Raw genomic sequence first — 22368 nt, 5'->3', positions numbered from 1 at the left:
CCTCGGTGGGGGAGGGGATCCGAGACCCCGCCGCCGGTATTAGGGGGCGACCCGAATCGAGGCGATGACCTCGCCGTATTCGGTTTCGCCGACCTGGGTGAAGCCGACCCGCTCGAAGAACGCGGCAGGGCCGGCGTCGCCGGCCTCATAGATGACATCGACGTGGTTCATCCCGCGCTGGCGGGCCTCGTCGATCAGCGCGTCGACCGCGAAGCGACCGATACCGCGCCCCTGATCGTCTGCATCGACGTTGATGCGCCACAGCACCGAACGGAAGTGCTCCTCCGGGGCCTCGGTATCGAAGTTCGCGCTGACGAAGCCCACGACCTCGTTGCGGTCGAGAACGACGCGCTGCCACGACGTCTGGGGGTTGATCACGGTGGCGGCGATCCCGTACGACACCGGTGCGAGGAACTGCTCCTGCCCCGGCTTCAGAGACAGGTTGTTGACCGCGACGATCGTCGCAGCGGAGAGTTCGACCACGCGCAGTTCAGTCATATGCCCAGGGTAACCTCTCCGAGACGCTGCGGGTGGAAAGATATCGAGAACGTGGACAAGGCCACTCAGGTATCTTGGTATCGAGACAAATTGACTCGTGAACGGAGAATCTCCCGGTGACCGACGACGCCATCATCTACACCTACACGGACGAGGCACCGGCTCTCGCCACCGCATCGCTCCTCCCGATCGTGCAGGCCTACGCAGGCCAGGCCGGTATTGAGATCGAGACGCGCGACATCTCGCTCGCGGGGCGCATCCTCGCCGCCTTCCCGCAGCGCCTGAGCGCCGAGCAGGAGGTGTCAGACGCACTCGCCGAACTCGGCGGTCTGGCCACTCTCCCCGAGGCCAACATCATCAAGCTGCCGAACATCTCGGCATCCATTCCGCAGCTCAAGGCAGCCATCGCCGAGCTGCAGGGTCAGGGATACGACATCCCGAACTTCCCCGACGAGCCCTCCTCGCTCGAGGAGAAGGACATCCGGGCCCGCTACGACCGCATCAAGGGGTCGGCTGTGAACCCGGTGCTGCGCGAGGGCAACAGCGACCGACGCGCACCGCTGGCGGTGAAGAACTACGCCAAGAAGCACCCGCACACGAACAAGCCGTTCCCCGAAGGCTCGAAGACCCGCGTCGCGACCATGGGCCACGACGACTTCAAGCACAACGAGAAGAGCTGGATCGCCGCGCACGACGACGTCCTCACCATCCGCCACACCGCTGAGGACGGCAGCGTCACCGTGCTGAAGGACAACCTCAAGGTGCTGCCGCGCGAGATCATCGATGCGACGTTCCTGTCGGCATCTGCACTCGACGCCTTCCTCGCCGAGACGCTCGAGACCGCGAAGAACGACGACGTGCTGTACTCGGTGCACCTGAAGGCCACGATGATGAAGGTTTCCGACCCGATCATCTTCGGTCACGTCGTCAAGGCGTTCTTCGCCGATGTCTTCGCCCGGTTCGGCGACCAGCTCGCCGCCGCCGGTCTCAGCGCCAACGACGGTCTCGGCTCGATCCTCACCGGCCTGTCGAGCATCGATGGCGGCAAGGAGATCGCCGACGAGTTCGCCGCGCGGATCGAGAACGGTCCCCGCCTGTCGTACACGAACTCCGACAAGGGCATCACGAACCTGCACGTGCCCTCCGACGTCATCGTGGATGCCTCGATGCCCGCACTCGTCCGCAACGGCGGCAGGATGTGGGGCTTCGACGGCGGCGAGGAGGACACGCTGGCTGTGATCCCCGACTCGTCGTACGCCGGCGTCTATCAGGCCGTGATCGACGATGTCATCGCGAACGGACCGCTCAACCCCGCCACCATCGGCACCGTGCCGAACGTCGGGCTCATGGCGCAGGCGGCCGAGGAGTACGGCAGCCACGACAAGACGTTCGAGATCGCCTCGGCCGGTCGCGTCGAGGTCGTCGACGGCCAGGGAACGGTCGTGATCGAGCACCACGTCGGCGCCGGAGACATCTGGCGTGCCACGCAGACCAAGCACATCCCGATCATGGACTGGGTGCGCCTCGCGGTCTCCCGTGCGCAGGCGACCGGGGTTCCGGCCGTGTTCTGGCTCGATCTGAACCGCGCGCACGATGCGCAGCTGATCGCCAAGGTGCACCAGGCTCTCGCGACGCTCGATACCGACGGCGCGCAGATCTCGATCCTCCCGCCCGACGAGGCGACGCGGTACACGCTGGCCCGCATGCGCCATGGCCTGGACACCATCTCGGTCACCGGCAACGTGTTGCGCGACTATCTCACCGACCTGTTCCCGATCCTCGAGGTCGGCACGTCGGCGAAGATGCTCTCGATCGTGCCGCTGCTCGCCGGCGGTGGACTGTTCGAGACCGGTGCCGGCGGCTCAGCACCGAAGCACGTGCAGCAGCTCGTCGAGGAGAACTACCTGCGCTGGGACTCGCTCGGCGAGTTCTTCGCCCTCGCCGCCTCGCTCGAGCACTTCGCCGACCGCACCGGCAACGAGAAGGCTCGCGTGCTCGCCGAGACCCTGGATGCTGCGACCGGCACCTTCCTCGAAGAAGACCGCTCGCCCGGGCGCAAGCTCGGCACGATCGACAACCGCGGCAGCCACTTCTACTTGGGCCTGTACTGGGCGCAGGAACTGGCCGCGCAGACGAAGGATGCCGATCTCGCGGCCGCCTTCGGTCCGATCGCTGCTGATCTCACGGCCAAGGAGCAGGAGATCGTCGCAGAGCTCAACGGGGCGCAAGGCGCCGCAGCCGACATCGGCGGCTACTACCGCCCCGACGTCGACAAGGTGGTGACGTTCCTGCGTCCGTCGCAGACGCTGACGGGGAACATCGCCGCGCAGTGCGCGCTTAAGCGCGCGGGGCCGTTTGCTACACAGCCTCGGGCCCTTCGCGCGTTTCTGAAGCGAGCGGGCGTCAGCCCGGCGCGGCTTCAGTAGTGGACGTTGACGGTGACGCCCTCGGGCGACCAGTTGTACAGCCACTCGGCGGCCGGGATGGGCATGCCCACGCAGCCGTGGCTCATCGGCGTACCCCAGTTGCTGTGCCAGTAGACGCCGTGCAGAGCCTCGTCGCCGTTGAAGTACATGACCCACGGCACGTCGGGCTGGAAGTAGTTGGGCGCCTGCGTGAGGTCGCTGTTGCCCATGTTCTGACTCGACGTCTTCCACCCGATCTGGAACGAGCCGGTGTGCGTGGCGAACTCGCCCGCGCCGGAGGACACGCTCCACGAGTTGACGATGGAGCCGTTCTCGATCGCGGATACCGTCTGCGTGGCGAGGTTGATGTCGATCTCGCGCACGAGCGACGTGCTCTCGAAGGGGACCTCGGTGACCTCGAGCGGTTGGACGGCGTTGCCGGCCTCGAGCTGCTCGGCGAAGTTCGATGCCACGGTGTCGGTGTCCGCGAGCGTACGTCCGCTGACGCCGGCAGTGATCTCGTCGAGCACGGTGCCGTTCGTGTTGACGATGGCTTCCTGGGCGACGGGTTCGCGCTCGACCAGGGCGGGCAGCTTGTCGACGGTGGCCTGGATCGCACCCTCATCGGCCACGATGCGCAGCTCGCCGTCTTCATCCACGACATCGAGCCAGGTCGCGGCGACCTCGGGCTTCACCGGTACGGTGCGCTCTTCGCCGACGTAGAAGCCGATCGTGCCGAGCATCGTGTTCAGCTCGTCGGCGACAGCTGCGGCGTCTTCGTCACTCACGGCGGCAGGTGCCATGGCCGGCTCGCCGGAGAACTCGAGGGCAGTTTCGCCATCGGCCAGGGCCGAACTGATCGCACCGGTGAGCGCATCGAGGTCGAGCCCAGAGCCCGGCTCCGCAGCCGTGGTCGTATAACTGGCGGCGTCTGCATCGAAGACGACGGTGGCGTCGACGGCATCCACGTAGCTGGCGGGCACCAGATCGCGCAGGACGTCGTGCGCCACCACGGGGTCGAGGGCGAGCCCGCCGGTGATGGGCTCGGGCACCCAGGAGCCGACGTTCCACATCGGATGCTCGGCGAAGGCCTGCTCGGCGAGAGCCTGAGCGTCGACCGTCGCGCCGAGGTCGGCGCCCGTGACGGAGCCCTGCCCCTCGGCGCCGGCGAGATTGATCTGAACGTCGGCGAGTCGCTCGTTGACGACGTCTGCGGCGGCGCCCGGAGTGAGCCCGCCGACCGGAACGCCGGCGATCGTCGTACCCGGAGCGATCAGGATCATGGATGCGGCACCAGCCGCGATCGCCAGCGCGCCGACACCGATTCCGACCCAGAGGCCGGTGCGGTGCTTCTTGGGCGCGGGCTCGCGGGGCGCCCACTCGAGCGGCCTGGAGCCATCGCTCGGTGGCATCGCCTCAGTGATCGCCGTGGTCTGTGCGGCGTCAGCACTGGGTGCGTCAAGGATGTCAGTCACGATTTCACCCCCCGTGGTATCAACGTGACAAGTCCTCCTATCATACGGGCCCGAAGATAACGAGGAGGCAACGGTTCCTGAAACGCACGAATGCCCCAGGATCCGATGATCCCGGGGCATTCGTTGCGGCTGCGTGTCAGCTGCAGAGCTCCTGCAGCGCCGTGGCCGACTCCGTCATGTCGCCGGTGATGGTGGTCATGTCGGATGCCGCGTCGAGGTCTTCCTCGACGAGCACCTTGTTCAGCACGTCGCCGAGGGCGACGAAGTCTTCGTAGACGGCGGTGGTTGCGTCCTTGACCTCGGTGTTGGAGACGCTGTCCGCTGCCTCGCCGAAGGCGTTGACGACCTCGTTGAACTGGTCGACGGTGGTCTGCGGGTCGGTTCCACCGGTGGTGTCGATCTCACCGGCGGCGCTGCTGGCTTCCGTCAGCTGGGGAATGACGATGCCGCAGGCCTCTTCGACGGACTGGTCGGTGCTGGTCTCCTCTGCCGGAGCCTCAGCCGAGTCTGCGGTGTCTTCGGTGGGCTCTTCCGCTGCGCCCCCTGCACAGGCGGTGAGGCCGAGGACGGCGACGCTGGCGATAGCGAATGCTGCGATACGACGGTTCATGTGTGATTTCCTCTGTGATGGCACCGCAAAAATGCAGTGCGATTCTCCGGTCGGTGACCTAGTCAAGCACACTTCATGTCATGCCCCCGATGGGGAGAAGAACCCATCGGGCCGGTCGTCAGCCCTCGACGACGGCGATGCCGTCGATCTCGACGAGCATCTCTTCGCGGGGAAGCCCGGTGAACACCGTGGTGCGCGCGGGCAGCACTCCGCTGGGCGTGTGGGCGTCGACGAACGCGCCATAGGCGTCGTTCATCGCTGCGAAGTCCGCGCGCTGGGTGAGGTAGACGCGCAGCATCACGACGTCGTCGAACGATGCGCCGGATGCTTCCACGATCGCCTTCACGTTCTTGAGCGTGCGGGTCGTCTGGGCGGCGACATCGCCGGGGAAAAGGTACTCGCCCGTCGTCGGGTCGACCGGTCCCTGACCCGACACCTGGACGAACGGGCCCTTGCGCACGCCCTGCGAGAACGTGTGGGCTGGGGTCGGGGCGGACTCGGTAGTGATGCGGGTCTTCGTGCTCATGCTTTCAGCCTAGTAGCCTTGTTAGATGCCTCTACTAATTCCGGAATCGACATGCTTCTGAGCGCGGAGCACGCATCAGCCGGGCGTGTGCGCATCTACCGCGGCGCGACGGTCGTCGATGGCACCGGCAGAGACCGATACCGTGCCGACGTCGCCGTCGAGGGGGCTCTGGTCGTCGCGATCATCGACGCCGACGACGAGCGCACGTTGGACCTCCCACCGGGAGCCGTCGAGATCGATGCGCACGGGCTCGTGCTCGCGCCCGGTTCCATCGACGCGATGGTTCGACAGGACTCGACGGTTCGACAGGGCTCGACGGTTCGACAGGGGGTGACCACCGAGGTCATCGCGCAGGACGATCTGCTCACCGCGGCCTATAGTGCGACGGCGTCGAACGTCGCCGCTCTCGTATCGCTGGAGCACCTGCGGGAAATGGTCATCGGGAATGAGGCCCGGACAGCGACGCCCGACGAGCTCGAGCGCATGTGCGCCCTGCTCGGCGCAGCGCTGGATGCTGGGGCCTTCGGCCTGTCCGGCGGAATGACCGACACCCCCGGGACGGACGTGCTTACGTCGGAGCTCGAGGCGCTCTACCGCGTAGTCGCCGAGCGGGGCGGCTACTGGGCGCCGAACAGCGACGGCCCTGACGATCGAGAACGGGACGGGTACCGGGACGCGCTCGAGACCGACGCGCTGAGCCTGGAGGAGGCGGTGCGGGAGCGGACGGCAGTGCCCGCGCGACGGCTCGGTCTCGACCGCGGCGACGCTGCGCGCGGCGTGATCCGTGAGGGCGCGACCGCCGATATCGTGCTCTTCGATCCGCACGCACTGGCGCCCGACATCGTGGAGGTGCTCGTCGACGGCATCCCGGTCGTGGCAGACGGCGAGGTCACGTCGGCAACGCCGGGTCGGTTGCTGCGGATGCCGCCGCCCCCGCACCGTGCCACGGTGCCGCACATCGACGCTGTGATCGATGAGCAGGCACCGCCGTTCCTGTTGCAGCGCGGCGCTGCGGTCTCCGCACCCGAAGCGCTGACCGGCACCGCGACGATCCTGCGCGAGCAGCTGGTGCTCGGCGATTCCACGGATGCCGCGCAGATCGTACTGCGGATCGACGAGGGGCTCGGCGGTGAAGAAGCGTTCCGCATCGACATCACCGCCGACCGGGTCGAACTCTCCGGCGCCGCACCCGCCGGCGTCTTCCGCGCCGCCATGACGTTTGTCCAGCTCTGCCCGCCGGAGGGGCTGCCCGACGGCGGAACCGCGCGCATCCCCGCCGGCACCTGGCACGGTGAGCCGGCATACGGCTGGCGCGGAGCCATGCTCGACGTCGCGCGGCACTTCCGACCGGCCGCCGACATCCGTCGTCTCATCGACCTGCTCGCCGCCCACCACCTGAACGTGCTGCATCTGCACCTCACCGACGACCAGGGGTGGCGATACGAGGTGCCCGGGTATCCGCGGCTCACGGAGGTCGGCGCCCGTCGCGAGGCGACCCAGCACGGACACGGACCGCTCGCCACCGTCGAACCCGGCGTGCACAAGGGGTTCTTCACGACTGCAGAACTGCGCGAACTCGTGGACTACGCCGCCGAGCGGTTCGTCACCCTCGTTCCCGAGGTAGAACTGCCCGGTCATGTGCAGGCCGCGCTCGCCGCGTATCCGGAACTCGGCAACACGGATGCCGGAGAACCTGTCACCGCGCCGTGGGAACGGTTCGGCGTAAACCCTCGCGTGCTGGCGCCCACCGACGAGGCGCTCGCGTTCGGGCGCGTGGCGATCGACGCTCTGTGCGACATCTTCGACTCACCCTGGATCGGCATCGGCGGCGACGAGGTGCCCGTCGACGAATGGGCGCAGAGCCCGGCAGTGGCCGAGTGGATGAAGGATGCAGGGGTTGCGAGCCCGCACGGGGTGCAGCCCTGGTTCACCCGCCATTTCGTGGAGCATGTCCGCTCGGGCGGGCGTACCGCCCTCGCCTGGGACGAGGTGCTCGAAGGCGAGGTTCCCGACGGCGTGCAGATCCTCGCATGGCGCGGACCGCTGGCGATGGCAGAGGCGCTGCGCCGCGGCATCCCGGTCGTCGGCTGCCCTGATCTGGAGGTGTATCTCGACTATCGGCAGTCCGAGTCGGCGGACGAGCCGGTGCCGGTCGGCCCGCCCCTGACGATCGAGCGCGCCTACTCGCTGAGCCTGCCGGACGGTGTCGTCGGCGGGCAGGCGAACACGTGGACCGAGCATCTGCCGACCCGCGACCGGGTGGACTATGCGATGTTCCCGCGCCTGTGCGCCATCGCCGAGCGGCTGTGGACCGGGGGAGAGGCGGGTGACGTCGAGGACTTCCTCCGCAGACTTCCCGTGCATCTGCGGCGTCTGGCGAGCGCCGGCGTGCAGTATCGTCAGCTTCACGGTCCGACACCCGATCAGAGACGAACGGGCGTACCCGGGAAACCCATGAGCGTCGCCGACCGCGAGCGGATCGTCGAAGAGCTCGTCGCCGGTCTCAGACTTGCGCAGACCCCCGTTCGTAAGGTGTACTAACAAACATGTCCGATACGGATGAACCGCAGCAGGAGACACCTGCCGAGTACGTCACCGTCCAGCCGCATGCCTTCGGGCCGGCTCGCCACCTGCGCTCGCGCGCCAAAGTGCTGCCCGAGCACGCCCGCGGACACAACAGGGCCCTGGTGCTGCAGACCCTGTATCACTCCGGATCCATGAGTCGCGCCGACCTCTCCCGCGAGACCGGACTCACTCGTGTGACGATTTCCGACCTCGTGGCGGAGTTCATCGCCGACGGCATCGTCGTCGAACTCGGCATCCGTGAGACCGTCGGGCCGGGGAAGCCCCCCACCCTCGTGGATATCGACCGACACGGACATCAGATCATCGGCCTCGATCTCTCGGACGCCGAGGTCTTCCGCGGAGCAGTGCTCAGCATCGACGGCGACGTGATCGAACGCCGCGACGTCCCCCGCCCTGCACCGTCCGACGGACAGGCCGCGTACGCCGCCATGCTCGAGCTGGGCCGCGAGCTCGTCTCGGCCGCGACGACGTCGCTGCTCGGCGTCGGCGTCGGCACGCCCGGTGTGGTCCGTCCCGACGGGCTCGTGCTCAACTCACCGAACCTCGGCTGGACGGACTTCGCCCTCGAAGCACAGCTCAGCCGTGATCTCGATCTGCCGGTGGTCGCCCGCAACGACGCCAACGCGGCCGTGCTCGCCGAGTACACGTTCGGAGCGGCGCGGTCAGACTTCATCCTCATCAAGATCGGCTTCGGTGTCGGCGCCGGGCTCATCTCGGGCAGCCAGCCGCTGATGGGCAGCCGGTTCGCCGCGGGCGAGATCGGCCACGTCGTCGTCGGAACCGACGGCGGACCGCACTGCGTCTGCGGGCGCGACGGCTGCCTGGAGGCGTGGCTCAGCGTTGCCCGACTGCGCGATGAGGTCGGCGCCCGTCCCGACGAGCGCGATGCGATCCTGCGCGACGCGGGCGCGCGCATGGCGATCGCCGTCGCCCCGATCGTCACCGCACTGGATCTGTCCGAGGTCGTGCTCTCGGGACCCTCCGACCTGCTGGACGGCGTGTTCATCGACGCGGCCACCGAGACGCTGCGCGCACGCACGCTCGAGGGCGTCTTCGACGACGTCGTGATCCGCCTCACTCGCCAGGACGACATCGTGCTGCGCGGAGCCGCGGTCACGGTGCTCTCCGGCCAGCTCGGGGTCTCGTAGTGCGATCCGCGGCGCACGGGCGCCCGAAGAAGAACGGGTCGATCCGCATCGGTCTCGACATCGGCGGCACCAAGACGGATGCTGTCGCCATAACCGTCGACGACGAGATCATCGGCCGCATCCGCCGGACGACCGGACACGGCGACGACGAGATCGTCGCGGACGTCGTCGAGGGTGTCCGGGAGCTGCAGGCCGACGCGGAGTTCGACCTCGCCGAGGTGCGCAGCGTCGGCGTCGGCATCCCCGGTCTTGTCGATGCGGCCAGCGGCAGAGTGCTGCACGCCGTCAATCTCGGCGTCGAATCCCTCGAACTCGCCCGGCTCGCCCGCGCCGAGCTCGGTATTCCGGTCGCTCTCGAGAACGACGTCAATGCGGCGGCACTCGGGGCGGCAGCTCTCCGCGGTGCCGACGTCGGCACCTCGATGGCGTACCTCAATCTCGGCACCGGCGTCGCCGCCGGCATCGTGACCGAAGACGGGCTCTGGCGCGGTGCGCGGGGGACAGCAGGCGAGGTGGGCCACATCTCCGTGGACCCGGCTGGACGCGTGTGCACGTGCGGTCAGCGCGGATGCATCGAGACGCTCTGCGGCGGCGGAGCACTGGCGCGCGCCTGGGGGCGCCGTGGGTCGCTGCCCGTCCGCGACATCTTCGACGCCGCCGACGGCGGAGACACCGAGGCGATGCTGCTGCGGGCCGATCTCGCACGCGGCGCCGCGGCAGCCGTGCGTGTCCTCATCCTCAGCGCCGACGTCGAAACAGTTGTCATCGGTGGTGGGCTCACCGCGCTCGGAGACCGTCTCGGCGACGGCATCCGCCGGGCGCTCATCGCGGACGCTGCGGGCTCGCCGTTCCTGCGTTCGCTGCACCTCGATGAAAGAATTGAACTGCTCCCCTCCGGTTCCCCTGCGGCCGCCCTCGGCGCCGCGCTGGTCGGAGCGCTCGTCCCCGAAGAGGAGATCGTCATCCATGGCTGAAGTCGTCATCGTCGAGAACGCCGCCGCTGCGGGCGCTCTGGTGGCCGATGAGATCGTGCACCTGATCACTGCGAAGCCGGATGCTGTGCTCGGACTCGCCACCGGATCGACCCCGCTGCCGGTGTACGAGGCGCTGCAGGCACGCGTCGCCGGCATCGACGCCTCGGGGGTGCGCGGGTTCGCACTCGACGAGTACGTCGGCATCGACCCGGCCCACCCCGAGAGCTATCGCTCCGTGATCGACCGCGAGGTCGTCGAACCGCTCGGCCTCGACCCCGCGCGCATCTCGACGCCCAACGGGGCGGTCGACGGCGTCGAGCACGCCGGCGCCGACTACGAGGCGGCCATCGAAGCGGCAGGCGGCGTCGACCTGCAGATCCTCGGCATCGGCACGGACGGGCACATCGGGTTCAACGAACCGGGATCGTCGTTCGCCTCGCGCACGCGGGTGAAGACGCTCACGGAACAGACCCGCAGGGACAACGCCCGCTTCTTCGATTCAATCGACGACGTGCCGATGCACTGCATCACGCAGGGGCTCGGCACGATCCTGCGCGCGCGGCATCTCGTGCTTCTCGCGTTCGGTGCGGGCAAGGCCCGGGCCGTGGCCGAGGCCGTCGAGGGGCCGATCAGCGCGATTCTGCCGGGGTCGGCGATCCAGCTGCACGAGCACGTGACCGTCGTCGTCGACGAGGCGGCCGCTTCGCGGCTCCGGCTCGCCGACTACTACCGCTACGCGTTCGACAACAAACCGTCCTGGCAGGGCCTCTGAGGCTGCCCCGCCCGGACCGGCGGCCCGGCAACCCGGCAGCCCGGCGGCCCGGCAGCCCGGAGCATGTCGGGAAACCTGCCGGTCGCAGAGGCCTTGACCCGCACCTTTCCCGACACGCGCCGAAGGCGTGTCCGGGAACCTGTCGGTCGCGGGCCGGAACACCCGCAACTTTCCCGACATGCTCGATTACTCGGATACGCCCTGTGGGAGAGCGTCGGGCCAGGCGAGCGGCAGCAGGTGCTCGAGGCTCAGCGGTGCGAGCTCGAGAGGGCCGATCTCGCCGGGGGTGATCCAGCGCAGCTCGGCGAGCTCGGCCTGCACGGTGACGGTATCCGCTGCGATCGTGAGGGCGAAGGCATCGGCGATAACGCGATGACCGGGTTCGTTCGCCGCGGCCGAGATGAACCGGCCGAGCGGCGTGAGGGTGCGCTCATCGACCCGGAGCCCGAGCTCCTCATCGAGCTCGCGAGCAAGCGTCTGGGCGGGATTCTCCCCGGCCTCGGGCTTGCCGCCGGGCTGCATGAACGCCGTGGTGCCCTGCTTGCGCACGACCAGCACGCGCCTGGCCTCGTCGTGGATGACGGCTGCGCTCACGTGGATGTCAGGCACGGTCGAACACCTTTCCCGGGTTCAGGATGCCGAGCGGATCGAACACGGCCTTGATCTGCCGCTGCAGCTCCCACTGATCCTGCCCGAGTTCTTCGGCGAGCCAGCGACTCTTCAGCATTCCGATCCCGTGCTCGCCGGTGAGCGTTCCGTCGAGACGAATCGCCGCACGGAATAGTTCGTCGGCGGCCGACCAGACCTGCGCCGGCACCTCGGGTCCCTCGAAGATGAAGTTGGGGTGCAGATTGCCGTCGCCGGCGTGCGCGACCGTCGGAATGGTCAAGCCGAACGCCGTCTCGATGCGGCCGATCTCGTCGAACATCGCGGGCAGCGCGCTGCGCGGCACCGAGACGTCTTCGATGAGCGTCGTGCCGAGGGCGGCCATCGCGCCGTGCATCGACCGGCGGATCGTGAGCAGTCGCTCGCCCTCGGCGGCGTCGCTCGTGACGGTGACCATTCCGCCGGCGGCGCGCAGCGTCTCGGCGATGCGGTCGGCCTCGGCTGCGGCAGCGGGGCCGTCGGTCTGGATCGTCAGCTGCGCGGTGCCGAAGGAGGGCGCCGCCATTGTGAGATGCGCGTGCACGGCCGCGAGGGAGGCGGCATCCATCAGCTCCATGATCGCCGGTTGCGTTCCGGATGCCGTGACCGCAGCGGATGCTGCGGCAGCAGTGCGTACGTCGGGGAAGAGAGCCGTGAGGGTGCAGCTCTCACCCTCGACGAGCCGGCGGAGCTTGAGTGTCGCGCCGACGACGACGCCCAGCGTGCCCTCGGAGCCGATCACGAGGGAGGTGAGGTCGAGGCCCGTCACGCCCTTGACGCTGCGGTGCCCGAGATGGAGCAGCCGTCCGTCGGCGAGCACGAGGTCGACGCCCAGGACGGCATCGCGCACGACGCCGTACTTCGCGCAGAGCAGCCCGCCGGCGCCGGTGGCGATGTTGCCGCCGACGGTCGAGATGTCGCGGCTGGCGGGGTCGGGTGGCCACCACAGGCCGTGATCGGCGAGCTGCGCATTCAGTTCGGCGTTCAGGATGCCGGGCTCGACGACGGCCAGCAGATCGTCTGGGCGGACATCGAGCACTCGGTTCATCCGGATCGTCGAGAGCACGATCTCGCCTGGGCCCGCGTTGGCGCCGCTGGCGAGCCCGGTGCCCGCACCGCGGATCACGACGGGCGTGTGCGTACTGCTCGCGATCCGCATGGTCTGCTGCACGTGATCCACGCTCTCGGCGTGAACGATCGCGAGGGGACGCCCGGCGGAGCGATGCCCGGAGCGGTCGGCGCGGGCGGCTTCGAGACTCTCGTCGGTGACGTCGACGATGTCGCCGAGCGCGTTCCGCAGGTCTGCGGCGACGGTCACCTCAGGTTTCGCCGCCCCGCGAAGAGCCCGGCGGCGACGGCGACGACGGCGAAGGCGAGGCCGATCCACGCCTGATCCATCGACCACCACGCCAGGGTCACGCCGGCATAGATGAGCAGTTCGACGACGGCGCGGATGAACGGATGCAGTCGCAGTACGGGGCGCGGTGAGAGGAAGAGCGCCCACACCAGCAGCACGATCAGCGGTGCGCCGATGCCGAAGATCAGGTTCCACGGGAAGACCCACATCGCGAAGCCCCACAGCACCAGCGAGGCGAGCGCCACGACCAGGACGATGGCCCGGATGATGTCGAGCGGAGTGATGTTCGGCCGGTTCACACCGGGGACTGCGTCGGGGGCTTCGGACATGCTCCCAGTCTATTCGGCGGGCGCGGTGTCCTCGGTCGCGGCGGCGTCCTCAGCCGGAGTCTCGACGGCCTGTTCGGTCGGTTGAACGGACTCTGGTGCCGCGTCGACAGCGGGCTCTTCAACGACGGGCTCTTCGGTCACGGGCTCTTCGGCCTGTGGCTCTTCAGGAGCGGGGTCTTCGATGACGGGCTCTTCGGATACAGGCTCTTCAACCGGAGGTGCTTCGACAGCAGGCTCTTCGGCGACGGCATCTTCAGTGTCGCGTTCTTCGGTCGGTGGCTCAGCAGTTTGATCAGCTGCTGGTCGCTCCTGGTCGGTGGGTTTCGCCACCGCATCTTCTGTCGGTGCCGATGCGGATGACGGCAGTGCTTCGAGGCCGAGCTGCCAAAGCCGCTTGCGCAGGGGGTGCTGTGCGACGTCATCAACGAGGTACTGGATTGTCACGACCGTGAACGGAGACTGCGTTATTGGCAGATTCAGGACGATGTCGCCCGACCCCTGCTCGTTGAGGACGACCGGGTCGGAGATCGTATTGTCGCCAAGAAGCGTCTCGACGGTTGTTCCGGGAACGCCATCGACAGTGATCGTCAGGATGTAGCGCCGCCATCCTTCGTCGCTGCGCTCGATCGATGTATCCGCAATGCTTACTGGACCGGTCGGAGCGGCTGGCTCCTCTGGGTCTCCGGGGTCGGACGGGTCCTCAGGATCGGTCGGGTCCTCGGGACCTTCTCCCTCTTCGCCGCCGTCGTTGTCTTCCCCGTCATCGCCGCCGCCGGTGTCTTCACCGCCGTTGTCTTCTTCTTCCTGACCCGCGTCGTTGCCGGGATCAGGATCGGGCTCGGGCGGCACGCTCTGGTCGCCGCCTTCACCGGCGGGCGTCTCCGCGGGGATCTCGAGAACCTCGTCGGCCACCGGCGGTGCAACGGGGGGACTGGTCTCGGGCGCTCGGCCCTCGTCGTCCTTCTCCTCAGGTGCATCTTCCGGCACCTTGAGAAGCGGCTTCTCGGTGGAGTCGATACCGTTGTCCGGCGAGACGTCCGACGAGATCGATGAGTCGTCGGCGTCCCCGGCATTGGGCAGCGACGTGACAGGGCTCGCGTTGACGAGCCCGGGGACGATCGTCGCGGCCGCGACCACGCCGGCGACCACGAGTGCGGCAGAACCAGCACCGACGAGCGCGCCGAGGCCGGTGATGGCGCCGCCGGACGTGCCACCGGCACCTCCCGCGCCGCCGGCGGCCGATGTTCCGTCAACGCCGACAGGGAGGCCGACGAGGCCCTCGCCCGCCACGACACCGTCCGCCACGACACCGCCCGCCACGACGCTGGACGGCATGGCCGCCACGGCAACCGCCGTGGCGCCGCCGCTCTGCAGCAGGGCGGCGTACCCGGTGGCGCCGCTGACGCCGAGCACCAGCGGAAGGAGAACCAGCGCGAGACGGCTCGAGACGTCTTTGGCTTCGCCGGCGACGATCAGGCAGCGCGCGCAGTCATCGAGGTGCGCATCGACGCGCTTGCGGTCGCGAGTGCTCAGGTTTCCGCGCGAGTGCGCGCCGAGATGCTCGATGGTCCAGTGGCACTCGGAATCGGCGCCCGTGCTGCGCAGGTGCGCCTGAATCCACGCCTCGCGCAGACCCTCGCGGGCACGGAAGGAGAGCTGCGACACCGCGCCGGCCTTCATGCCCAGCAGCGGGGCGATCTCGCCCGGCTTCATCTGCTCGATCTCGGTGTACCAGAGCACCTCTTGCCAGCGCGTGGGCAGGCTGCGGAACGCCTGTGCCGTGAGTCCGCGGTCGAGGGCCTCGCTGGCCGCCTGCTCGGTGCTGTCGGGATCAGGGACGGTGTCGAGTTCGTCCATCGCGGTCTCGCGACGGGAACGACCCCAGGCCGCAGCCGTGTTGCGGATGCTGGTGAACAGGTAGGCGCGGAAGGATCCGTTCGGGCCGCCGCCCTTGAGGACCGCCTGGTAGATGCGCGTGAACGACTCCTGCACCAGGTCGTCCGGATCGATGCTCGAGGTGATCGATCGCGCGACCGACATCCCCGACGGGTAGTGGCGGCGCCACAGTTCGCCGAACGCACCGCCGTCACCGGATCGTGTCCGGAGAATCAGGTCGGCGTCTGCGGTGGAATGGGGGTGTCTGGGTTCGTCAGTTCGCACAAATCATCAATCGGTCGTGGGGGCGTGTTGTGTGCCCTCACATGAAGAGACGCGGGAATCGTTGGATCTCCACGCGCCTCAGCTATTCTCCCTCGAAACTCCCAGCCTGGCCACCCCTGTTGATAACTCGGAGGGGGTTCGCAGAACTTTTTTCGCGGATCGCGTAGTGAACGGCGTGCGGTGTCGTCTCATCACATAGAGACAGCCGACATGACTCCACCGGGGGGCGGAGTCCGGCACTGGCGCGGGGCAATTGCGCTGGTCGGGCCGGCTCGGGTTCCTCGGGGGAGGAGAAGCCGAGCCGCCCGGTCTCGGGCCGGAGCGCGAGGGGCCGCCGTCGAGAGGATGGCGGCCCACGGCCGGCTCAGCGCACGGCAGCGCCGGTCAGCACCTGCGCGACCTGCAGTGTCGAATCCAGCAGTACGGCGTCTCCGGCGAATCCGGGAGCCAGTGAACCGAGCCGGCCGCCGAACCCGATGGCCCCGGCTGGCGTCGAGGTGAGGGCGCGCACGGCATCGACAAGCGGCACGCCCGCCTGCACGGCGCGCTGCAGCGCGACATCCTGTGTGAGGGTCGACCCCGCGATCGAGCCGGTGTCATCGGCACGGGCGATGCCGTCGGTCACCGTCACCCGGACGGCTCCGAGGTCGTAGCTGCCGTCGGCGCTGCCGGCAGCAGCCATCGCATCCGTCACCAGCGCCACTCGCCCGGGAGCGGAATCGAACAGCAGCCTGACGACGGCCGGATGCAGGTGCACGTTGTCGGCGATGCCCTCCAGCACGACGCGGTGATCGGCGGCGGCCGTGAGCACCGGCCCCGGCGCGCGGTGATGGATGCCGGGCATCGCGTTGAACGCGTGGGTGAGGATCGTGGCTCCCGCATCGAACGCGGCGGCGGTCTGCGCGGCATCCGCATCGGTATGGCCGACGGCGGCGGCAGCACCCGCGGCGACGATCAGTCGGATCGCTTCGATGCCGCCGGGCAGTTCCGGTGCGATGGTCACCTGGCGCACGGTGCCGCGACCGGCATCCAGCAGGCGCTGCACGTCTGCGGCGACCGGGTCGCGCAACAGCGACGGCTCGTGTGCGCCATGGTGCGCGGGGTCGAGGAACGGCCCTTCCAGGTGAGAGCCGAGGATGTCGGCATCCGTCTGCACGAGTTCCGCGATCTCGTCGACGCGACGGGCGAGGTCGTCGAGCGGGGCGGTCACGAGCGAGACGACGGCACGTGTCGTGCCGTGCGCACGGTGCAGGTCGCGCGCCGTGCGGATCGCACCGATCCCCTCATCGAAAGATGCGCCGGCGCCGCCGTGCCCGTGGATGTCGACGAACCCGGGCGTGAGGATCGCGCCGGGACCGGCGACCTCCGTTGCATCCACGACGGTGTCGGCATCCGTCCAGCCGGAACCGGCGCCGACGGCCGTGACGAATCCGTCCTCGAATCGCACCCAACCGTCTGCCGTCTCGGTTCCATCGGTGATGAGTCTGGCGGAGTGGATGACGGTTGAGACCATGAACAAAACCTACCCCGCGCGAGTGATTCCGCTATGCTCGAAACGTCGCGACTGGCGTCTGGGTGGGTCACCACCGGGGAGCGACCGTTACGGAATTCGACCGCGCGCCTGGGCCGATGACATCCATCCCCGATGGCCGTTTCCGCAACGAAAGAAGAGGACATGACTGATCCGTACTTCAACGCCCCGCTCGCAGAGGTCGACCCCGAGATCGCCGAGGTCCTCGATCGCGAACTGAACCGCCAGCGGACGTTCCTCGAGATGATCGCATCCGAGAACTTCGTACCCGTCTCCGTCCTGCAGTCGCAGGGCTCTGTGCTCACCAACAAGTACGCCGAGGGCTACCCTGGCCGTCGCTACTACGGCGGTTGCGAAGAGGTCGACGTCGCCGAGTCGCTCGCCATCGAGCGCGTGAAGTCGCTGTTCGGTGCCGAGTTCGCGAACGTGCAGCCGCACTCCGGCGCCACCGCGAACGCGGCTGTCATGCACGCGATCGCGCGCCCCGGCGACACGCTGCTGGGGCTCTCGCTCGACCACGGCGGGCACCTCACGCACGGCATGAAGATCAACTTCTCGGGCCGCCTGTACGACATCGTCGCGTACGGCGTCGACGCGGAGACCTCGCTCGTCGACATGGACGAGGTGCGCCGCCTCGCAATCGAGAACAAGCCGAAGGTCATCGTCGCCGGCTGGTCGGCGTACCCGCGCCAGCTCGACTTCGCGAAGTTCCGCGAGATCGCCGACGAGGTCGGTGCGTACCTGTGGGTCGACATGGCGCACTTCGCCGGCCTCGTCGCCGCGGGCCTGCACCCGAACCCGGTGCCGCACGCGCACGTCGTCTCGTCGACCGTGCACAAGACGATCGGCGGCCCGCGCTCGGGCTTCATCCTCTCGAACGACGCCGACATCGCGAAGAAGATCAACTCCGCCGTCTTCCCCGGCCAGCAGGGCGGGCCGCTCATGCACGTGATCGCCGCGAAGGCGACGGCGTTCAAGCTTGCCGCGACCCCGGAGTTCAAGGACCGTCAGCAGCGCACGCTCACCGGCGCCAGCATCCTCGCCGATCGCCTCACCCAGCAGGACGTCAAGGATGCCGGCGTCGCCGTGCGCTCCGGCGGCACCGACGTGCACCTCGTGCTCGTCGACCTGCGGGATGCCGCGATCGACGGCAAGCAGGCCGAAGACCTGCTGCACGACATCCACATCACCGTGAACCGCAACGCCGTCCCGAACGACCCGCGTCCGCCGATGGTGACCTCGGGGCTGCGCATCGGCACGGCCGCGCTCGCCACCCGCGGGTTCGGGGATGCCGAGTTCACCGAGGTCGCCGACATCATCGCCCTCGCGCTGCTCCCCGGGGCGGATGCGGCGTCTCTCAAGGCCCGCGTCGACCGTCTGGCCGAGGGCTTCCCCCTCTACCCGACCCTCGCCCAGTAACTTCCTTTCTTCTTCTTCTTCTTTTTCTTCTTCGAGACTGCATTCCGCGGATGAAACGCGCCGGACTCCGAGCGATCTCATCCGCGGAATGCAGTCTCGCGAGACGCACATGAACGGAGCGTGACATGACTGCGAGAGTATTGGATGGCCGGGCGGCAGCTGCCGAGATCCGGAGCGAGCTGACCGAACGGGTCGCGGCGCTGAAGGCACGGGGCATCGTGCCCGGGATCGCCACGGTGCTCGTGGGGGCCGACCCGGCATCGCAGCTCTACGTCGGCATGAAGCATCGGCAGTCCGAGGCGATCGGCATGAACTCGATTCAGCGCGAGCTGCCAGCGGACGCCACGCAGACCGAGGTCGAGGCCCTGATCGACGAACTGAACGCCGACCCGGATTGCCACGGCTACATCGTGCAGCTGCCCCTGCCGAAGCACATCGACACCGACGCGATCCTCGAGCGCATCGACCCGGCGAAGGACGCTGACGGTCTGCACCCGACCAACCTCGGGCGCCTCGTGCTGAACGTGAACGGGCCGATCCACACGCCGCTGCCGTGCACGCCGCGCGGCGTGATCGAGCTGCTGCTGCGCAACGACTACGACCTCGCAGGCAAGCACGTCGTGGTCGTCGGCCGCGGGGTGACCATCGGGCGTCCGATGGGGCTGCTGCTCACCCGCCGCAGCATCAACGCGACGGTGACTCAGGTGCACACCGGCACGCCGGACATGGCGCCGTACCTTCGCATGGCGGACGTGATCATCGCCGGCGTCGGGGTGAAGCACCTCATCCGTGCCGAAGACGTCAAGCCGGGCGCCGCGGTGCTCGATGTCGGTGTCACCCGAGAGAACGACCCCGAGACCGGCAAGAGCAAGGTCTTCGGCGACGTGCATCCTGACGTCGCAGAGGTCGCCGGCTACCTGTCCCCGAACCCGGGCGGAGTGGGGCCGATGACGGTCGCGCTGCTCATGACGAACGTCGTCGAGGCCGCGGAGCGGCTCGCGGGCTGAGGTCGTTTCGGCTCGCTGACGCTCGCTCAACGCGTTTCGTCTGCGGCGGCTGCGCCGCCTTCGCTCAACGACCGGCGATCTCGGCCCTACGGGGCGTTGAGTGAAGCCGGGGCTACAGCTCGTCGAGCATGCGGCGCTGTTCGGGCGTCAGCTCGTCGGCGAGCTCGGTGCTCCCGATCTTCGACTCCGGCGACGGGGTGGTCGAGGAGGCGGGCGCCGCGGCATCCGTCCTCTTCATACGAGACGAGACCGACCCGATGATCTGACCGGTCTTCGCCTCCATTCGATCGTCGACGAGATCGTAGATGACCCAGGCGATCAGCAGGAAAACCGGCGGCAGCAGGTAACCCCAGAACCAGCCGCCGATGCTGACACCGCTGAAGATCACGGTCAGCACCCAGATGATCAGCGCGACGGCGAAGACCAGCAAATACTGGATGCCCTTCTCGCCGAGCTTCGAGCGCCGACTGGCGGACTTCGAGGCAGCGCTGCGGAACACCTTCAGCAGCAGCGGCTTGAGAGCGAGCGTCGCCAGCGTCAGGATGACAGAGGCCCACAGCGCGTTCCACCCGACGGCAACGCCGCGCATGAACAGACCGATCAGCAGCAGTACGACGACGTTGAAGACGTAGAGGGAGAGCGCGCGGATGAGCCAGGCTTTCATGACCGGAGGGATCCTTCCACGTTGGTGACACGGGCCTGCTCGTCGAACTGGAACGTCGCCGAGCTCGACCCGTCGCTGATGGTCGCACCGGTGAACTCTGCGTCGGACCACTGCAGGTTCCAGCCGGCGAGGCGCGCAGCATCCCATACCGAGGAGCGCGCGTCGTCGAGTCCGAGGTTCGACAGCAGGCGGGGCGACTTGATCACCACCTCGGCGACCGTCGTCGGCGGGATCGGCGCGTCGAGCAGGAACACCGCGCGCGTGCCGCCGCCGATGGGAGCGGAATAATACGGCGACCGGCCGGTGATCTCCACGGCGATGGTGCCGATCTGGTGCGCGGTATCGGCGATCCACGCTTCGATGTCGGATCCGGTGTCTTCGGGGAACGGCAGTTCGGACTGGGTCAGCTCAGGCATGTCGTACTGGGCTCCGTAGTCGCGCAGCTGCGCGGCGACGCCCTCCCGGTCGCCCTGCGGGTGCGCCCAGGCCCACAGCAGGGAACGCGGCCCCGGAGCGATCGTCGCGATCAGGTGCGGGCGGGTGACCAGATTGTGCGAGGGGTCGGTCGTCGAGCTGAAGGTCAGCGTGCCGGCGGCCATGTCAGCGTCCCAGCGGTATTCGCCGAGCGCGTCCACGGCGGTGGTGAGCGCGTCCTGACGGAGGGCGGCGAAGAGGGCTGCGCGGTCGGCGAGGGGCTGGAGTGCTGCGAAGGTCATACGACCAGTCTGGCCGCAGAGCCTATGATTCCGCCACTGGCGCCTGCGGGGAGATCTGCCCATCGCCGATCGTGGGGAAAATTCCTGACGCGGTCGGTCACTAACGGGGCAGGATGCTCATCGCTTGACGGGCGGCACCGAGCGCGACGTACTCAGCGGGCCTGGGCACCTCGACCGGGACGCCGAGCACCTCCGGCGCGATCAGACGCACGGCCTCGGACTGCGCCCCGCCGCCGATCAACAGTGCGCGATCCAGCGGGACCCCGAGCGCACGCATCGCGTCGAGGCCGGCGCCGAGTCCGCGCAGCATCCCCTCGACGGCAGCGCGCGCGAGGTTCGGGCGCGTCGTCGACGACAGTGTCATGCCGGTGAGCTCTGCCGTGGCGTTCGGCAGGTTCGGGGTGCGTTCTCCCTCGAAGTAGGGGAGGAGGGTCAGCCCGCCGGCACCGGGCTCGGCCTCCAGGGCGAGGGTGCCCAGGTCATCGAGCGAGACGCCGAGCAGGGATGCTGTCGCCTCCAGCACCCGCGCGGCATTGATCGTCGCGACGAGGGGGAGGAAGTTTCCGGTCGCATCGGCGAACCCCGCCACCGTGCCCGAAGCATCCGTGATCGGGCGGGCGCTGACGGCGGAAACCGTGCCGGAGGTGCCGATGGAGACCACGACATCGCCCGGTTCTGCGCCGAGGCCGAGGGCGGCCCCCGCGTTGTCGCCGGCGCCGGGGCCGACTCGCCTACCTTCGTCATCGAGCACGTGCTCTGCTGGCCCGAGTACGCGGGGGAGTGCGGCTCCATGGCCCAGTGCCGAGATCAGCAGCTCGCGGTCGTACTCACCGGTTGCCGGACTCCAGTAGCCCGTTCCCGACACGTCCGAGCGGTCGGTGACGAGCTCGTCCAGATTCGGGTTCTCGGGGCCGAAGCCGCGCAATCGCCAGGTCAGCCAGTCGTGGGGGAGAGCGACGGCCGCGACACGGGCGGCGTTCTCGGGTTCGTTGTCGCGCAGCCAGCGCAGTTTCGTGATCGTGAACGATGCCACCGGCACGAGCCCGGTGCGGGCGGCGAGCTCGTCCGCGCCGAACTCCGCGATCAGTGCTGCGGCGGCATCCGCCGATCGTGTGTCGTTCCAGAGCAGGGCGTCACGGATGACGCGGCCGTCCGCGTCGAGCGCGACCATCCCGTGCTGCTGTCCGCCGATCGCCCACGCGGCGATGTCGCTCAGGCCACCAGCATCCTCGATCGCGGTATTCAGAGCCAGCCACCACGCCTCAGGATCGACCGACGTGCCGTCGGGGTGGGGCGCGCGCCCCGTGCGGACGACGTCACCGGTCGATGCGTCGACGACGACGACCTTGCAGGACTGGGTCGAGCTGTCGACGCCGAGGACGAGAGGCACGGAGTCATCCTTTCAGATGGTGCGGGCGTGTCTGGGAAGGTGCGGGCGTGCAGGCGTGCGGGCGGTGCGAGCGTGTCTGGGAAGGTGCGGGTCGGGCGGGGGTTCGCTGGCGTTTTCCCCGACATGCCGCGGGGGCGTGTCCGGAAAGGTGCGGGT

Annotated in this window: 19 protein-coding genes and 1 riboswitch; of the genes, 7 read left to right on the top strand and 12 right to left on the bottom strand. The window is 68.5% G+C overall.

Translation table 11 applies throughout. The annotated features are described in order from the left end of the window. Window positions 1-39: 39 nt before the first annotated feature. The gene (locus tag ACTICP_RS00510) at window positions 40-498 is read right to left on the bottom strand and encodes a GNAT family N-acetyltransferase (protein ID WP_441888427.1); all 459 of its coding nucleotides are present in this window, start codon (window positions 496-498) and stop codon (window positions 40-42) included. Between the two features lie 116 nt (window positions 499-614). Here ACTICP_RS00510 and ACTICP_RS00505 point away from each other — a divergent pair, with 116 nt between their 5' ends. After that, window positions 615-2924 (top strand): NADP-dependent isocitrate dehydrogenase, encoded by a 2310-nt coding sequence (locus tag ACTICP_RS00505; RefSeq protein ID WP_441888426.1) that lies wholly within the window; start codon window positions 615-617, stop codon window positions 2922-2924. On the opposite strand, the gene ACTICP_RS00500 is transcribed toward ACTICP_RS00505, so the two are convergent. The 3 genes from ACTICP_RS00500 to ACTICP_RS00490 all read right to left on the bottom strand — a co-directional run bounded on the left by ACTICP_RS00500 (window position 2918) and on the right by ACTICP_RS00490 (window position 5514). Next, complete coding sequence (locus tag ACTICP_RS00500) at window positions 2918-4378, bottom strand: L,D-transpeptidase family protein (RefSeq protein WP_441888424.1); 1461 nt, start codon at window positions 4376-4378, stop codon at window positions 2918-2920. The genes ACTICP_RS00505 and ACTICP_RS00500 overlap by 7 nt on opposite strands. A 136-nt stretch (window positions 4379-4514) precedes the next feature. Further along, the gene (locus tag ACTICP_RS00495) at window positions 4515-4988 is read right to left on the bottom strand and encodes a hypothetical protein (RefSeq protein ID WP_441888422.1); all 474 of its coding nucleotides are present in this window, start codon (window positions 4986-4988) and stop codon (window positions 4515-4517) included. Window positions 4989-5106: 118 nt separating this feature from the next. Then, window positions 5107-5514 carry a RidA family protein gene (locus ACTICP_RS00490; RefSeq protein WP_441888420.1) on the bottom strand — a complete coding sequence of 136 codons (408 nt, stop codon included), beginning with the start codon at window positions 5512-5514 and terminating at the stop codon, window positions 5107-5109. Window positions 5515-5565: 51 nt separating this feature from the next. Here ACTICP_RS00490 and ACTICP_RS00485 point away from each other — a divergent pair, with 51 nt between their 5' ends. The 4 genes from ACTICP_RS00485 to ACTICP_RS00470 are packed head-to-tail and all read left to right on the top strand — an operon-like array spanning window position 5566 to window position 10994. Further along, window positions 5566-8055 carry a family 20 glycosylhydrolase gene (locus ACTICP_RS00485; RefSeq protein WP_441888418.1) on the top strand — a complete coding sequence of 830 codons (2490 nt, stop codon included), beginning with the start codon at window positions 5566-5568 and terminating at the stop codon, window positions 8053-8055. Between the two features lie 5 nt (window positions 8056-8060). Beyond that, complete coding sequence (locus tag ACTICP_RS00480) at window positions 8061-9248, top strand: ROK family transcriptional regulator (RefSeq protein ID WP_441888416.1); 1188 nt, start codon at window positions 8061-8063, stop codon at window positions 9246-9248. A 41-nt stretch (window positions 9249-9289) separates the two neighbouring features. Then, the gene (locus tag ACTICP_RS00475; RefSeq protein WP_441888534.1) at window positions 9290-10222 is read left to right on the top strand and encodes an ROK family protein; all 933 of its coding nucleotides are present in this window, start codon (window positions 9290-9292) and stop codon (window positions 10220-10222) included. Beyond that, window positions 10215-10994, top strand: a complete 780-nt coding sequence (locus tag ACTICP_RS00470) for a glucosamine-6-phosphate deaminase (protein WP_441888414.1) — start codon at window positions 10215-10217, stop codon at window positions 10992-10994. Before ACTICP_RS00475 ends, ACTICP_RS00470 begins: the two co-directional genes overlap by 8 nt. A 186-nt stretch (window positions 10995-11180) precedes the next feature. Here ACTICP_RS00470 and ACTICP_RS00465 read toward each other — a convergent pair whose 3' ends face one another. The 5 genes from ACTICP_RS00465 to ACTICP_RS00445 form a co-directional block, all read right to left on the bottom strand. After that, entirely contained in the window at window positions 11181-11603 is a 423-nt protein-coding gene (locus ACTICP_RS00465; protein ID WP_441888412.1) for an NUDIX hydrolase, read from the bottom strand. Then, complete coding sequence (locus ACTICP_RS00460) at window positions 11596-12957, bottom strand: FAD-binding oxidoreductase (protein ID WP_441888410.1); 1362 nt, start codon at window positions 12955-12957, stop codon at window positions 11596-11598. The genes ACTICP_RS00465 and ACTICP_RS00460 overlap by 8 nt, the downstream gene beginning before the upstream one ends. Next, window positions 12954-13325, bottom strand: coding sequence for a YrdB family protein (locus tag ACTICP_RS00455; RefSeq protein ID WP_441888408.1), 372 nt, complete (start codon window positions 13323-13325; stop codon window positions 12954-12956). Before ACTICP_RS00455 ends, ACTICP_RS00460 begins: the two co-directional genes overlap by 4 nt. A gap of 9 nt (window positions 13326-13334) precedes the next feature. Then, window positions 13335-15485, bottom strand: coding sequence for a sigma-70 family RNA polymerase sigma factor (locus ACTICP_RS00450; protein WP_441888406.1), 2151 nt, complete (start codon window positions 15483-15485; stop codon window positions 13335-13337). A 364-nt stretch (window positions 15486-15849) separates the two neighbouring features. Further along, a complete protein-coding gene (locus ACTICP_RS00445; protein ID WP_441888404.1) occupies window positions 15850-16998 on the bottom strand; it encodes an N-acetylglucosamine-6-phosphate deacetylase in 1149 nt (382 codons plus the stop codon). A 37-nt stretch (window positions 16999-17035) separates the two neighbouring features. Beyond that, a riboswitch (ZMP/ZTP riboswitch) is annotated at window positions 17036-17119 on the top strand. A gap of 41 nt (window positions 17120-17160) precedes the next feature. Between ACTICP_RS00445 and glyA the strand changes: the two genes are divergently transcribed. Then, window positions 17161-18435: a serine hydroxymethyltransferase gene (glyA, locus tag ACTICP_RS00440; RefSeq protein WP_441888402.1), complete on the top strand. Its 1275-nt coding sequence runs from the start codon at window positions 17161-17163 to the stop codon at window positions 18433-18435. Window positions 18436-18560: 125 nt separating this feature from the next. Further along, the gene (locus ACTICP_RS00435; RefSeq protein WP_441888400.1) at window positions 18561-19442 is read left to right on the top strand and encodes a bifunctional methylenetetrahydrofolate dehydrogenase/methenyltetrahydrofolate cyclohydrolase; all 882 of its coding nucleotides are present in this window, start codon (window positions 18561-18563) and stop codon (window positions 19440-19442) included. A 112-nt stretch (window positions 19443-19554) separates the two neighbouring features. Here ACTICP_RS00435 and ACTICP_RS00430 read toward each other — a convergent pair whose 3' ends face one another. The 3 genes from ACTICP_RS00430 to xylB form a co-directional block, all read right to left on the bottom strand. Continuing rightward, on the bottom strand, window positions 19555-20106 hold the full coding sequence (locus ACTICP_RS00430) for a hypothetical protein (RefSeq protein WP_441888398.1): 552 nt from the start codon (window positions 20104-20106) through the stop codon (window positions 19555-19557). Continuing rightward, window positions 20103-20822 (bottom strand): DUF6882 domain-containing protein, encoded by a 720-nt coding sequence (locus tag ACTICP_RS00425; protein WP_441888396.1) that lies wholly within the window; start codon window positions 20820-20822, stop codon window positions 20103-20105. The genes ACTICP_RS00430 and ACTICP_RS00425 overlap by 4 nt, the downstream gene beginning before the upstream one ends. A gap of 100 nt (window positions 20823-20922) precedes the next feature. Then, a complete protein-coding gene (gene xylB, locus ACTICP_RS00420) occupies window positions 20923-22212 on the bottom strand; it encodes a xylulokinase (protein ID WP_441888394.1) in 1290 nt (429 codons plus the stop codon). Window positions 22213-22368: the final 156 nt, after the last annotated feature.

The sequence above is a fragment of the Microbacterium sp. genome, from assembly GCF_052102115.1.
Lineage (GTDB): Bacteria > Actinomycetota > Actinomycetes > Actinomycetales > Microbacteriaceae > Microbacterium.
This window is presented reverse-complemented; position numbering and strand designations above follow the sequence as displayed.

Coding starts and splice junctions, on each gene's coding strand:
- ACTICP_RS00430 (WP_441888398.1), bottom strand. CDS start 20,106: ATGAAAGCCTGGCTCATCCGCGCGCTCTCCCTCTACGTCTTCAACGTC.
- ACTICP_RS00490 (WP_441888420.1), bottom strand. CDS start 5,514: ATGAGCACGAAGACCCGCATCACTACCGAGTCCGCCCCGACCCCAGCC.
- glyA (WP_441888402.1), top strand. CDS start 17,161: ATGACTGATCCGTACTTCAACGCCCCGCTCGCAGAGGTCGACCCCGAG.
- ACTICP_RS00445 (WP_441888404.1), bottom strand. CDS start 16,998: ATGGTCTCAACCGTCATCCACTCCGCCAGACTCATCACCGATGGAACC.
- ACTICP_RS00510 (WP_441888427.1), bottom strand. CDS start 498: ATGACTGAACTGCGCGTGGTCGAACTCTCCGCTGCGACGATCGTCGCG.
- ACTICP_RS00480 (WP_441888416.1), top strand. CDS start 8,061: ATGTCCGATACGGATGAACCGCAGCAGGAGACACCTGCCGAGTACGTC.
- ACTICP_RS00425 (WP_441888396.1), bottom strand. CDS start 20,822: ATGACCTTCGCAGCACTCCAGCCCCTCGCCGACCGCGCAGCCCTCTTC.
- ACTICP_RS00455 (WP_441888408.1), bottom strand. CDS start 13,325: ATGTCCGAAGCCCCCGACGCAGTCCCCGGTGTGAACCGGCCGAACATC.
- ACTICP_RS00435 (WP_441888400.1), top strand. CDS start 18,561: ATGACTGCGAGAGTATTGGATGGCCGGGCGGCAGCTGCCGAGATCCGG.
- ACTICP_RS00470 (WP_441888414.1), top strand. CDS start 10,215: ATGGCTGAAGTCGTCATCGTCGAGAACGCCGCCGCTGCGGGCGCTCTG.
- ACTICP_RS00485 (WP_441888418.1), top strand. CDS start 5,566: ATGCTTCTGAGCGCGGAGCACGCATCAGCCGGGCGTGTGCGCATCTAC.
- ACTICP_RS00495 (WP_441888422.1), bottom strand. CDS start 4,988: ATGAACCGTCGTATCGCAGCATTCGCTATCGCCAGCGTCGCCGTCCTC.